This is a genomic window from Chlamydiales bacterium, from assembly GCA_041395025.1.
Lineage (GTDB): Bacteria > Chlamydiota > Chlamydiia > Chlamydiales > JAAKFR01 > JAJACP01.
This window is the reverse complement of sequence record JAWLBH010000001.1, coordinates 1,176,328-1,188,387: the sequence shown is the minus strand read 5'-3', so window position 1 is coordinate 1,188,387 and position 12,060 is coordinate 1,176,328. Positions and strand designations below refer to the sequence as shown.

Here is a 12,060-nt window from a genome sequence, read left to right as displayed (position 1 = left end):
GCCGATAGCTTGTTTTAAATCACTGAATACGAGAAGAAAAAGAATTTTAAGAGCTGGAGAAACCTCTTATCCAATGGGACCCAAACGTTTCCCACCTATCAAGTGAAAATGCACGTGGGCTATCTCTTGACCTGCATTCCTACCATTATTTACGACTATTCTGTATCCTTCTTGATCCACCTCAAATGCATTAGCTAACTTCTGTCCAATACGAAAAATCTCTCCTACAAGAGAAAAATCTTCTTCACACATAGAGTTGAGATTAGGAATAGGCTTTTTAGGAATCAGCAAAAAATGAATAGGTGCCTGGGGAAATTTATCTTTAATCACGAGAATTTTTTCATCTTCATACACTTTATCAGTTGGCAATTCGCCACTAATGATTTTCTCAAAAAGCGTCTTCATATTTTATGTTATTGTCCTTAAATACTTGTTTCAATGCCTCGATCGCATCCTCTCGAGTTTCCCAGACAGAAATAAAACGCCCCTTGTGACAAAAAATTGCTCCTTCAATGCCACTCTTTTTCTTTAACTCATTCCCTAATAAACCCGCCCAACTTTTAGGAAGAGGAAGTCTCACTTCCATAGAATGATCATAATCAGGAGGGATTGCTCGTAATTTCCAATTTTTTCCTACTGGCATAATGATAAAAAGTGCAGGATGGTGAGCCCCTCCAATTGCAAAAAAACTCTCCAACCAAGGCAAAGAATGATCGAAAATAAGACATTTTTTTGCCTTATTCATCGCTTCTTTTACATCCTGACGACAAGCGATCCTGTAGTTAAAATGTCCAATTGAAGATTGTAAATAGTCAATTGCAAAATCAAGTGCTTTATGAAAAGCACAATCTAATTCTTCTGGTGAGGCATCGTATGTAGTTGGATTATAATTCGCAATCACAGCAGAAAAAGTACAGACACCCACTTCATGCATCAATTGACCATTATCATGAGCATCAATCCCTAAAATTAGAGATTGATTTAAATGAAAAAACATTTCTTGAGAGATGACTTTCATTTCATGACAATATTTTAAAATCATACCCGCACTGCTTAAATGGCCTGTGAAAGAGGCTTGATGGTGGTCAAAACATTTTAAAGATGGGTCATATATCCCGCCTACATCGCATAAAAAATCACAAGCAGCCAATTTTTCAACATCTCGTGATCGAAGAATTTTATCACGATCACCCATATCAAAAACAATCAGAAGAGCACAGGCTGTGACTTCATCGGCATGAAAAGTTCCATCATGAGTCCCTATCGAACGTGGTGTTTTCAAAAATAACCTAAATTTAAATCCATACATTTTAAGCAAAATAAATTTATGAGCAAGATGAGAATCTCATTCAACAGCTCCAACCAGAATTCTTTTGACTATTTCTCAAATTTATTCATCTTAATTTTCTGTTATATCTTTTAATCATTTAGATGAAAAAATCTTCCCCAAAAATTTTTATACAAAATGCAGTTAATATTAAAAGATAAAAAGGATAAAACTAGGGTATGCTACAACTGATGAGCGATCTGTACCTTAATGATTATGATCTTGTTACTCCAGATGGGTATATTGAAAAAATCCATTACCTTAATGAAAACTCCATCATTGCTGAAGTTTTGATCAAAGATATTGCTCCTAATTTTCTCGGTTTCAAAATTCCACAAGATCAAGTCGTTTTCAATTTTAAAAGTGTTTTAGCACAACTTGGTCTAAATGGACTGGGGAAAAATATCATCCTAGATCAAAAAGGCAGAAAAGCCTCTATAGAAGTCTTGATTTCAACAAGAGGCAAGTTAGCAAAAGAGATGGTAAATTATCTCAATCCAGGAGTTTATATTGGTAAATTATTTGCAGCTGATGAACGACGACGTGTTCGTAACCCTGATTATCTTATCCGTTTATTTAGCCGATCGGATAGGAAAGGATTTCCTCTTCTTTCTCTTGGTGAGACAAAGCCCAATCAACAACTCATCATGGAGAAAATTGATGGGAGAGTGATTGCTTTCATTCCTTTAAAAGAGGGACGGATTGAGTATGAACCTTCTATCCAAGGAGTTCTTCCTACGATTGGAAAAGCATTACACCATCAGATCTCTATGCGTTACCTTCTTAGGTTACACCAAAAATTCGCTCCATATCTTTCTCGCACTGTTTCCTCTCATGAGATTCTCTTAGCTTCTTCTTTACCTCTATGTCTCAGAACTGTCTTTGGTCGAGTCGTCAACACCTCTCTACCAGAAGGGTTTGAACACACAACAGCGAATATTTTGCAGCCTGAGAATGAAGCAGGAGATATCTATGAATTATTTGGCCAAAGCTCGCAAGAAATTGACTACATTCCACTCGAATTTTTCACCCTTGAACCCCATCGTGAGCATGTTTGTTTTCGTGATCAATTAAAAGAATGTTTGGAAAACCCTAAAATTATTTTTGAAATCTTTGAAACAGCTCCTGAACCAAAAGATCATCGTACCGCCATTTTTCTTATTAAAAAGCACCAGATATTAAGGTTAACAAGCAAAGAATGGATCCAACGGAATCCTACTTTACAATCTTTTCCCGGGTTAGCTGACCAAACTCGTCAAGCCATGATGGTCGAACGATATATTAAACAACAACCATGCTATCCCTTCTTAAAGGCGATAGAAAATGGTGTAATCACTAGCCAAGGAGTTTTGTTTACACGTTATTTCCCATCACCCCTTATGAAAAGAATGCTTCTCTCTTTTTATGTACAATCATTACTCATGCGTATCTATTTTCAAAGCCCCTCACGTTCAGAAGGAGAATACTTTTCTCAGGAAGATAGGGCGATGTTAATTGATTTAGTGACTTTTGGCATCCCTATCTATTGGGCTGATAAAGTGAGTCATCAGATTTTAGAGTATGTCCAAAGGCCGGGGAAAAGTTCAGGAATGTTTGTTCCTTTAAAACAAGTAGATACATTTAAAAAGGCAACTTTTTTTGGAATCTATGGATCGAATCTTCTTGGAGGCAATTTTGAACAAGAATTAAAAATCCTCCTAGAAGGAGTCTTAACATTACGCATGGAGATTAATCATCCTCTCCTGAATACAAATACTCCATTAGCCCTTGTAACTGGAGGAGGTCCAGGGGCAATGGAAATGGGTAACCGCATGGCAAAAGAATTGGGCATTCTTTCCTGTGCCAATATTGTCAATTTTCAAGTTGAGGCTGATATCCCCACAAATGAACAGCAACAAAACCGTTATGTCGAAGCTAAAATGACCTATCGTCTTGATCATCTTGTTGAGAGGCAGGCAGAGTTTTATCTCGATTTTCCAATTTTTGTCATGGGAGGAATTGGAACGGATTTTGAGTTTGCTTTAGAAGAATTACGCCATAAAGTAGGGTCTCGTAGATTTGCCCCAATTTTATTATTTGGTACCCCTGATTACTGGAAGAAAAAGATCAGTTATCGATATCAGTGTAATCTCTTGTCGAAAACCATCCAAGGATCAGAATGGGTAAGTAATAGTTTTTTTTGCATTCAAACGGCAAAACAAGGTCTTAAAATTTACCGAGACTATTTCACTCAACAACTCAATATTGGACCTAAAGGACCTACATACCCAGATGGGTTTGTGATCGTATAGCGTCAAAAAATCCGACTCGATTCAAACAACTCTATTCTAAAATTTAAAATCCATAATTTATCTTAAGCGCTAGATAATCAGCCCGTTCTTTTACAAATTGACCCTCTTTAGAGAATCCATTATGATATTCCATCCAAACGCGAAATTTTTGTCCGACTCCTTGAAGTTTGCTCCATTCTACGCCCAGAGCATAGGTCTGATCGATATCATAATCATGTTCTTCCCAAGTACGAAAATTCATTGCTAAAAATGGCTGAATATAGAGACGATTAAAACGATCTTTCCCACTGAAAATACGAATTTCTGCACCTCCTTCAAAATACAGAGGTTCTTCAGGAAATTCCTGATCACGTGAGTAAATATACCCCATCCCTCCATATACACGCACTGCGTACCCAAATTGGTAAGAGGCAAAAAAATCGACTCCCTCATCACTTAGATTACATCGATCAAACCCAGGATTGGAAAGAAGGTACTCATCACCTAAATGTGAAGAGATATGCCACCATCGCAATCGAAATGACCAACGATCAAAGGCATAAGTTGCAAGCAAAGAAGCAAAAAAGTCCGTATTCACCATACAAGCTTCAATATGATCGAGATCAAAAACAGAGAAAATCCCTGCCTGAATTCCTAAATCCATATCGCCATGCCAATAGAGAATGTCTTTTAAACGGATAATAATAAAATCTCCTCCAAAAGAGGCAGCTCCTACATGTTTCCCAATCACATTATCATTCAGACGTAAGGCAGCCGCATTCATCACCTGTCTTGGATCAGCAATCAAAGGATGAAAAAGCACGGTATTCTGTGGTAGCCAAATTGCTTTTACCTGAGGTTCAGGGGGAGGGAGGCATATTGAGGTAAAAACAGCCGAATTGCCAATAGTAGAGGCAGAATCTATATCAATCTGAGAGATAAACGCCTCAAGACAACCATTCACTGGAATCACATCATGAACACAAGGAACATCATGAATAAAACAAAGAATGCTACGTGAAAAAGTTCATTATGAGGTAAATTAAACACATAAATCGTGTGATTGTAGGCAATCACTGCACACGAAACTCATAATAATGCATATCAATCAACGCCTGAATATACCCTGTCATATATTCATCACACATATTTACTATGTGAGATTGTGGAATATTATCAGCTCGAGAGCGGTTTTTGTACAGGCTCTGGCCCTGCATAAAGCCATCCCGCACAAATCAACCCTAAAAAAAAGAAAATGCGCATTTTTTAAAAATAAGCAAACTAACGATTTCAATCTACCAATTATGGAACCATCTTAAAAGAAGAGAGATTTTATATATCTCATCACAAACTTGAGATTGATCTTAATCAATCTCTAAATAGTTAATATTTTGTCCCAACGCATTGATTATGAATTTTGAAGGTAGATTAAGAACTTTTATTGCAATCCCTTCCTTTTAAAGGTATCTTGTATGGAGTTTTTAAGGCAGATTCTGGGGCAATAGCTCAGTCGGTTAGAGCAGCGGACTCATAACCCGTAGGTCGCAGGTTCAAGTCCTGCTTGCCCCATTTTTCATATCCTCTTGTAAATTAGGAAATAGTGCGCGAAATACTGAGCTTTTGAAATTAAAATTCACTACGGAAAAATACCCCGTGGCACACATATGGCACAGCTCGGCCCTTCACAAAAATACTTTACAGCACTCCTCATCAGTGGGATAATGCCATCTGCTCACGTTAACCCTAAAAAACGGAGCATGCGCAGATATGGCAACCATTCAAAAACGTAAAAAGAAAAACGGAACCTACAGCTATCGGGTGATGATCCGACAGAGCAACGGTTTTCCTCCTACCTATAAAACATTCCCGACCCGCCAATAGGCTAAAGACTGGGCGCAGCAAGAAGAAGCAAGGCGATTTTTGCGGTGGAAGTCGACCGGATGCATCCTTCATCTAAAGGAATAATTCCAGCAATGACTTTAAGAAGCGTAGTCTTTCCGCATCCATTCGGACCAGTGACGAGGATTCTGTCTCCTTTACTGATGGTTTTGCAGAAATTGGCAAATAAGACCTTATGGCAGCGAGCTTATGCTGGAGCGATTTCTGATGCTTCTCTCCTTTTTTGTCCTAAGCCATGACATTACGGTCCTTCGCCGGGGGTGGCTTACTTTTTGAAAAAGTGATCGCCTTGATTTTTTGCTTCAAGCTTACTCTTTCTTCTTGCTGGGCTTCAAAGGCTTTATCTGCCTTTCAAGCATTCTTTCTTATTCTGCAAGATAGAAATCATAGTTTCCTCCATAGCTGGAAAGCTTTCCGTTTTTGATTTCAATGAAATGGTTGCAGATGACATTTAAAAATTTGCGATCATGAGAGATAATCACACAGGCTCCTTTCCTCTGTTTTTAAAGTCGTTTCTAGCCACTCGAGCATCTCTCGGTCAAGATGATTAGTAGGCTCATCTAAAAGAAGAAGATCCGGATTTTCGATTAGTGTTTTAGCCAAAGCTGACCGTACGCGCTGGCCGCTACTTAAATCGGACATAGGGAGATTCGGAATTTGCCGATATCCACCTAGGTGTTCGTACCTTTCGTGCAACTTGGCCCACTCTGCCAAACGGTTTGGATCTTCAAGACAAACGGCCATTTCTTTTTCAAGATCTGTAAGGGGACTGCCTTCTATGAATTCTCGCACAGAAAGCATCTGCTGTAATCTCCAGAATCCGGCTGCATTATCCCAGCCAAAAGCTGCAGAAGCGTTGTTTTCCCTACGCCATTTTCCCCAATCAAAGCAAAGAACTCTTCTTCATTAATCGAAAGGGAAATATCCTCAAAAAGAGGAAAAACGCCGAAAGATTTAAAAAGATGAGATATTTGTATGAGAAGCTGAGACATAAGTTTGATCCTTGGGTTATTTTTAGTTAACAGATTGGATGCAAACTTAAATTCTCATTGAAAGAAGCTTCTCAAAAGAGAATTTCCGCCATTCTACCATAAATTTTAGACGATTTCAAGAAATTTGATATTTTTAAGGCTCAATCAGTTGAATAGTAAAATTGTGTGCTGAGAGTAGAAAATGCCTGCTTCTCTCCGCTCTCTGCCATCAGATTTATGTAACATAGGTTCCCAATTGCCTTTTTTGCTAAAAAGCCCGTTTTTACTGCAATTGAAGCAAGAAAAGCAGGAATACCATTTCGCATGCTTTCGCATTTTTGCAAAAAAGAGATTATTGAACGTATCAGCCGAGGGGTCATAGGAATCCAAGCCAACATGGATATTGAATTCCAGTGGGAAGACCTAGCTCGAGTCGCGCTGAGCGTGCCAAGAGGAGTTATCTGTTTAATTTCTGCGCTTTGTTATTATGATCTGACTGATCCGATTATGCGTGAATTTTGGATTGCCGTCCCAGATGCATCTAAGAGTCCTCAAAGACCTAAAACACGCATCATTCGCATGTGCAATATTGAGCTCGGGCAAACGGAGATCCAAATAGGGGATTACTCACTGAAAATATTTGATAGAGAACGGACAGTGGTGGATGCCTTTCGCTACCTAAGTCAAGAGATTGCAATCAAGGCACTCCAAATCTGAATAAACTTATGGCCTATGATAAAAGGATTGAAAAGGGATACCCTCTATACGTCTAAAAAATCTTCTGCTTAAAGAAATTATATCTTTCTGATGCTCAACAAATCTATGTTTGAATTCTAACGAATTACTATTTTTTAGGGCTCGATTTTTAGTAAAAAAACCTGAATCCTTTTCTTTTAATTCCTTAGCTTCATTATAAATAGACCGACATTTTACCGCGGAAATAATTAATAAAACAATTGGAACTAAAGGAGTTAATGATCCTAAAGTCATTTGTACTGCTAGTATCTGATGCTGTGTAAGAACTTGATTCAACAGATTGGGATAGACGATTGTTGAGATCAATAGTGCCAAAGGAATCAGACAACTAAGCGCTGTAAGGGCAATTTTTGTAATAGATACAGATTTCAAAGCTGCATAATAATGTTGTTCAGCCTGTTCAGCAACAATGTTCAAAGCGGCGAGTTCTGCAAATTCCTTAAGATTGAACAAACCGATGCGAACATGTTTCTCTAAGCTGGAGCCTTTAGGGTACAATTCATTCCCCCGCTTTGTCAATAAACCCACAGGCTTAGTATCTAAAATAGTAATTTCATTTTTTTGTGTTAATCGAATATTATCAATGCTAATGTCGGTATACCCAGTTTCCTCAATAAGGGCGATTACATTAGAGGCATAGCACTTTTGAAGTTCCTCATTTTTCAAAGCTTTAACTGTCTCTTCAGAACTTAAAACGTCTAATTTTTTACTCAATACAAAATACTGTTTTGTGACATCTGTTCCTGTTGAATCTATTGTTAAATAAGGGATTGCATATTCTTCCGGCATAACCAGATCGATTCCGCGTCGCTGGGCGGCTTGACGTAACCTGTCTCTCATCTCGAAGCGTAATAGAGAATCATGCTGGGTAGATATTGCGAATTCATTGTGATCATATTGAGGAAACAAGTACATTGCATTTATTAAATCTTCTGGAATTCTCGGTACTCCAGATTTAATGATCCAACCATCTAGTCCTTCATGTTCACAGACGCTGTAGTAAGGAACTGGCTCTCCATGTTCACGGACGCTGTAGTCAGGAACTGTTTTGATCCCTGCTCTTGAGAAGGATTCATCGTCAATAATAACATTTGTTGAATAGGGAAATTTAAAACCATGTTCTTTTAAAACTTTTATTCTTTCCTCAATTTCCTGATTTTCCTGAATTTTCTGAACATAATTGCCAAATGGTTGAGATAAAACTTTTTGCACATCCTCGCTCGAAGTAATTCTTTGAGCTGTTTTAATCACATCTTCATAGCAGCATTTATACTTACCTGCCGTTAGGTTCCCTTCAAGGTCAATGGGACTTACAGTTGTATTACTATAAAAAAAAGACCTAAAATAATCCCAAGTCGCAGGAGACATATATCACCCGCCTAGTTTTTTTTAAAAGTTTTAACAGATTTTAATTAACCCACATTATTTAAATAAATTCTTTATATAATAAGTTATATAATAAGGTATATAATAAGGTAAAGGCATAGACCCTAACAGGGATCATTTTTCCGCAATTGACCAGAAAGATTGAGGAAATTTTGGAACTCATCGGAATAGAATCCAAAACTTCTTGCGAGAGAAAATCGATTCTGGTTAACTCTCTTTTGTTCAGAGTATTACTGCGAATGGGACTCATAACCCGTAGGTCGCAGATTTAAGTCCTGCTTGCCCCACTCTTTTTCTCTCTGAAAGTGAGTGAATTAAAAACAATTCTTAGCAATCCTTAGCCTCTTTGGTACACTCTCTGGACCAATTGAGGACCACTAAACCGCAAAATGCCACAAAGGGAGACAACAAACCACATGACTAACTCTTTGAAAAAACAGACACAAGGAGAAGTTATGAATATCCCACCAGGCATTGATCGCCGCGAACATCCAAATGGTACCGTCACCTATCGCGTTTGTATTCGGATTAAAGGGAAAACCCCTATTTCCAAGACATTTAAGACTCTAACACATGCCAAGCAATATCCCAAATTGAAAGAGGTTTATACCTGAATTTTGTCGAAGCTGAGCAACATTTAGAGACCCTATCGCACCTCTTCAGCCTAGCGGTATGATAGCAATGGATCCATGAAAACCCCTACTTAAAAGTAAGAAAGCCCAAACTACCACCTGGACGTGTTCGATTTTTAAGTAAGGAAGAGCTACTAGCCCTCCTCAATGCATGTCGAACAAGTAAAAATAGAGACCTTTACTTAATCGTGCTGATTGCATTGACCACGGTGCAAGACAGGGTGAGATCCTTAACCTTAAATGATCAGAAGTCGATCTGGAAAAAAAGATGTTTTACTTCCTCGACACGAAAAACGGAGAAAATAAAGGACTTCCCATTGCTGCACAAGTCTTAGAGATTCTCAAAACGCGTAAAATAGAGAGAAATGCTCTTCTTTTTCTCTCTCAAAATGACAAAAATACTCCCCGTTGTTTCCGCTCTACGTGGAAATCAGCCTTGAACGATCTGCTGTCACCGATTTTACCTTCCATGACCTACGCGGCATACCGCAGGTTCATATTTGGCTATGGTTGGATATTCATTGCGGGAAATAGCCGAAGTATTGGGGCATAAAACAATGGAACAAAGCTTTACTCGCATTTACACGTCCATTGGTTGAGGAGCTTGCTAGCATAATCGAACTACTAACTGCATCAGAGAGAGCGATCATGACTGAACCACAGGATGAAATCCTCAAGACATCAATAGAAATCGATTTTCTGACGAAGGCACAAGAGGAGTGGCCTCTTTTAAGCGAGCACTGGTGTAAGATGGAATTACTGACTCCCCTTCAAGCACTTTTGTTGTTTTATGACCTTGAACCTCTCTCTGAGGCTATGTCTCCAGAGTGCATCCAACAATTCTATGACTACGGCGATAGCAAAAATATCGCCATGATCCTCAATGCTTCTATCCACAATGAGATCATAACATTGAAGGATGGCTATCTAAAAACAAAAGATTTTTGCCTCTGTTTGCTCAGAAATGAATTTTCTCTGCCTCAAGTATTCGTCAAATTCATGGAAATTCATATGTCCGACTCTAAAAATCGCTCTAAAATGTATTTGAATAGGCTAAAAGATGTGCAATCTGTTGATTTTAATGCTCTCCCTAAACACGTGCTTTTATCACTGATTCTAAACAGTGTTGCACAAATTCGAAGGAGAAAAGATACGAACAATCATACTAAAACCAAGATCACGGATGTGTTAAACTCGCCTATCCTAAAAAAAATCCAAGAGGATTTTTGCACGGAAAACGATGAAACCCAAGCCAACATACCCTCCGAGAATACATCGAAACTCAGTTTCGCCATCGCCAAATACAAAAAATTAGGGACATCTCTATTTTTTCACACTCCCTACCATCCCTAAATTTTCTGTCGATGCCCCTGTAATACCTTTTCAAGGCATTATTCTTAGGGAGCCCTTATACCTAAAAAATCTTTTGATTTCATTGGAAATGAATAGGTTGTGTTTAACACAATTAGGAGCATCAATTCACAACAACGAGGATCAAAACATCGTGGAAAAACGATTAATACCGATTCCCGAGTGGAATAAATATCATCTTTGGCTTAGCGAAAAGGATTTGACTTATTGTAGCTTATTAGCTACAACCATACTTATGGAAGTCGGCTTTCTTGAACTGGACAACGGCAAATGCCCCTATCTTGAATGGGAACAAAAACTCGACAGCACAATCCGCGGAGCCGTTAGGGTCAAGATCAATCGATTGCGCCTGGGGAATTTTGGTGACTGCAAGACTATCAAAGGAGCGCGAGGGCTATATGAACTTCGCATTCACATGGGAGCTGGATATCGCCTCTATTTTGGCAAAGCCCACGATAAACTGGTGGTCATGCTTTGCAATGGATCAAAAAGATCCCAAGAGCGCGATATTGAGAAAGCAAAAGAATATTGGCAGTTTTACAAGGAACTGCAAAAAAGGAGATAACAATGGGAAGGGTTAGAGACTATAAAGAGCATCTTTTAGAGCAGCTACAAGATCGTGATGAGGCCGCAGCCTATTTAAATGCTGCCCTTCAGGATGAAGATCCTCATGTGTTTCTTCTAGCCTTGCGCGACATTGCCGAAGCTCAGGGTGGTATGAGTTGGTTAGCGGAACAGGCCGATCTTAACCGTGAAAGTTTGTATCGCACCCTCTCACTGCGTGGTAACCCTCGATTTTTTAATTTGCTATCGGTACTGGAAGCTGTCGGTTTGGAACTTTCCATTCATCCAAAACCTCGAAAAAGAAGAACAGCTTGAGCTTCAAAACTTGATAATGCATGGAAGACCATTTAGAATACGACGCCTTAACAATTAGGTGGTAAATGCAATTATCTCACTGATTTTGAGGTGTATGATGAGAGAGCTGCTGATTACCAACAAATTCTCGTGAGCTTATTGACTTATAAACTTGAGTGTGAAGCTTTAGCATTTACTTAATGTAATACTATCTCAGCATAGAGGAATCATAATACAGAGAACCATTGTTGTTACTAGCGCATCGAAAGGAAGTCGCAAATATGGTGCAGTGAAGAAAAGTTTAACCGGTGCCATCCAACCAAACTCTTAACCAAAAGGTTGGAATATGACATCTTTCTATAGACGTAAAAACAAAAACGGCATCACCGCCTTGGCGAGCTGTGACTCACAAAAGACTACCCTACAGTCTACAAAACATTTGAGCGCAAGCAAGAAGCTGAGGACTGGGCCAAAGATACAGAAAGGGAAATCAAAAATGGTCGATTCAACTTCGATCATCACAAAAATCAACATACCTTTGACAAACTCGTCGATCGATACATCCAAGATGGTATTTTAGACCACCATCG

The 12,060-nt window shown here is 38.8% G+C and carries 15 protein-coding genes and 1 tRNA gene; 8 read left to right on the top strand and 8 right to left on the bottom strand.

The window, feature by feature from the left end:
* Positions 1-66: 66 nt before the first annotated feature.
* Complete coding sequence (locus R3E91_05480) at positions 67-405, bottom strand: histidine triad nucleotide-binding protein (GenBank protein MEZ5315638.1); 339 nt, start codon at positions 403-405, stop codon at positions 67-69.
* A complete protein-coding gene (locus tag R3E91_05475; GenBank protein ID MEZ5315637.1) occupies positions 389-1,282 on the bottom strand; it encodes an MYG1 family protein in 894 nt (297 codons plus the stop codon). The genes R3E91_05480 and R3E91_05475 overlap by 17 nt, the downstream gene beginning before the upstream one ends.
* Positions 1,283-1,518: 236 nt before the next feature.
* On the opposite strand from R3E91_05475, the gene R3E91_05470 reads away from it, so the two are divergent.
* Positions 1,519-3,618 carry an LOG family protein gene (locus R3E91_05470; GenBank protein ID MEZ5315636.1) on the top strand — a complete coding sequence of 700 codons (2,100 nt, stop codon included), beginning with the start codon at positions 1,519-1,521 and terminating at the stop codon, positions 3,616-3,618.
* A 43-nt stretch (positions 3,619-3,661) separates the two neighbouring features.
* Here the strand turns inward: R3E91_05470 and R3E91_05465 are convergent, their stop codons facing one another.
* Both R3E91_05465 and R3E91_05460 read right to left on the bottom strand, forming a co-directional pair.
* A complete protein-coding gene (locus R3E91_05465) occupies positions 3,662-4,597 on the bottom strand; it encodes a DUF1207 domain-containing protein (protein MEZ5315635.1) in 936 nt (311 codons plus the stop codon).
* Between the two features lie 73 nt (positions 4,598-4,670).
* Positions 4,671-4,814 carry a hypothetical protein gene (locus R3E91_05460; GenBank protein MEZ5315634.1) on the bottom strand — a complete coding sequence of 48 codons (144 nt, stop codon included), beginning with the start codon at positions 4,812-4,814 and terminating at the stop codon, positions 4,671-4,673.
* A gap of 278 nt (positions 4,815-5,092) precedes the next feature.
* On the opposite strand from R3E91_05460, the gene R3E91_05455 reads away from it, so the two are divergent.
* Positions 5,093-5,166: transfer RNA gene (locus R3E91_05455), tRNA-Ile, on the top strand.
* A 356-nt stretch (positions 5,167-5,522) separates the two neighbouring features.
* The gene (locus R3E91_05450; GenBank protein ID MEZ5315633.1) at positions 5,523-5,735 is read left to right on the top strand and encodes a hypothetical protein; all 213 of its coding nucleotides are present in this window, start codon (positions 5,523-5,525) and stop codon (positions 5,733-5,735) included.
* A gap of 226 nt (positions 5,736-5,961) precedes the next feature.
* On the opposite strand, the gene R3E91_05445 is transcribed toward R3E91_05450, so the two are convergent.
* From R3E91_05445 to R3E91_05435, 3 genes are all read right to left on the bottom strand, one after another.
* Complete coding sequence (locus tag R3E91_05445) at positions 5,962-6,297, bottom strand: ATP-binding cassette domain-containing protein (protein MEZ5315632.1); 336 nt, start codon at positions 6,295-6,297, stop codon at positions 5,962-5,964.
* On the bottom strand, positions 6,273-6,488 hold the full coding sequence (locus R3E91_05440; GenBank protein MEZ5315631.1) for an ATP-binding cassette domain-containing protein: 216 nt from the start codon (positions 6,486-6,488) through the stop codon (positions 6,273-6,275). Before R3E91_05440 ends, R3E91_05445 begins: the two co-directional genes overlap by 25 nt.
* Before the next feature lie 140 nt (positions 6,489-6,628).
* Entirely contained in the window at positions 6,629-6,793 is a 165-nt protein-coding gene (locus tag R3E91_05435; GenBank protein MEZ5315630.1) for a hypothetical protein, read from the bottom strand.
* Between R3E91_05435 and R3E91_05430 the strand changes: the two genes are divergently transcribed.
* Positions 6,792-7,184, top strand: coding sequence for a hypothetical protein (locus tag R3E91_05430; protein MEZ5315629.1), 393 nt, complete (start codon positions 6,792-6,794; stop codon positions 7,182-7,184). The genes R3E91_05435 and R3E91_05430 overlap by 2 nt on opposite strands.
* A gap of 6 nt (positions 7,185-7,190) precedes the next feature.
* On the opposite strand, the gene R3E91_05425 is transcribed toward R3E91_05430, so the two are convergent.
* A complete protein-coding gene (locus R3E91_05425; protein ID MEZ5315628.1) occupies positions 7,191-8,591 on the bottom strand; it encodes a hypothetical protein in 1,401 nt (466 codons plus the stop codon).
* A 434-nt stretch (positions 8,592-9,025) separates the two neighbouring features.
* Here R3E91_05425 and R3E91_05420 point away from each other — a divergent pair, with 434 nt between their 5' ends.
* The 4 genes from R3E91_05420 to R3E91_05405 all read left to right on the top strand — a co-directional run bounded on the left by R3E91_05420 (position 9,026) and on the right by R3E91_05405 (position 11,491).
* Positions 9,026-9,223: a hypothetical protein gene (locus R3E91_05420; GenBank protein MEZ5315627.1), complete on the top strand. Its 198-nt coding sequence runs from the start codon at positions 9,026-9,028 to the stop codon at positions 9,221-9,223.
* A 666-nt stretch (positions 9,224-9,889) separates the two neighbouring features.
* Positions 9,890-10,594, top strand: coding sequence for a hypothetical protein (locus R3E91_05415; GenBank protein MEZ5315626.1), 705 nt, complete (start codon positions 9,890-9,892; stop codon positions 10,592-10,594).
* A 97-nt stretch (positions 10,595-10,691) separates the two neighbouring features.
* Entirely contained in the window at positions 10,692-11,177 is a 486-nt protein-coding gene (locus R3E91_05410) for a type II toxin-antitoxin system RelE/ParE family toxin (protein ID MEZ5315625.1), read from the top strand.
* A gap of 2 nt (positions 11,178-11,179) precedes the next feature.
* The gene (locus tag R3E91_05405; protein ID MEZ5315624.1) at positions 11,180-11,491 is read left to right on the top strand and encodes a putative addiction module antidote protein; all 312 of its coding nucleotides are present in this window, start codon (positions 11,180-11,182) and stop codon (positions 11,489-11,491) included.
* Positions 11,492-12,060: the final 569 nt, after the last annotated feature.

What these genes read in the sequence shown, in the direction of transcription:
- R3E91_05425 (MEZ5315628.1), bottom strand. Translation starts at nt 8,591, where the DNA reads ATGTCTCCTGCGACTTGGGATTATTTTAGGTCTTTTTTTTATAGTAAT.
- R3E91_05430 (MEZ5315629.1), top strand. Translation starts at nt 6,792, where the DNA reads ATGCTTTCGCATTTTTGCAAAAAAGAGATTATTGAACGTATCAGCCGA.
- R3E91_05420 (MEZ5315627.1), top strand. Translation starts at nt 9,026, where the DNA reads ATGACTAACTCTTTGAAAAAACAGACACAAGGAGAAGTTATGAATATC.
- R3E91_05480 (MEZ5315638.1), bottom strand. Translation starts at nt 405, where the DNA reads ATGAAGACGCTTTTTGAGAAAATCATTAGTGGCGAATTGCCAACTGAT.
- R3E91_05445 (MEZ5315632.1), bottom strand. Translation starts at nt 6,297, where the DNA reads ATGCTTTCTGTGCGAGAATTCATAGAAGGCAGTCCCCTTACAGATCTT.
- R3E91_05470 (MEZ5315636.1), top strand. Translation starts at nt 1,519, where the DNA reads ATGAGCGATCTGTACCTTAATGATTATGATCTTGTTACTCCAGATGGG.
- R3E91_05435 (MEZ5315630.1), bottom strand. Translation starts at nt 6,793, where the DNA reads ATGCGAAATGGTATTCCTGCTTTTCTTGCTTCAATTGCAGTAAAAACG.
- R3E91_05405 (MEZ5315624.1), top strand. Translation starts at nt 11,180, where the DNA reads ATGGGAAGGGTTAGAGACTATAAAGAGCATCTTTTAGAGCAGCTACAA.
- R3E91_05440 (MEZ5315631.1), bottom strand. Translation starts at nt 6,488, where the DNA reads ATGTCTCAGCTTCTCATACAAATATCTCATCTTTTTAAATCTTTCGGC.
- R3E91_05415 (MEZ5315626.1), top strand. Translation starts at nt 9,890, where the DNA reads ATGACTGAACCACAGGATGAAATCCTCAAGACATCAATAGAAATCGAT.
- R3E91_05460 (MEZ5315634.1), bottom strand. Translation starts at nt 4,814, where the DNA reads ATGCAGGGCCAGAGCCTGTACAAAAACCGCTCTCGAGCTGATAATATT.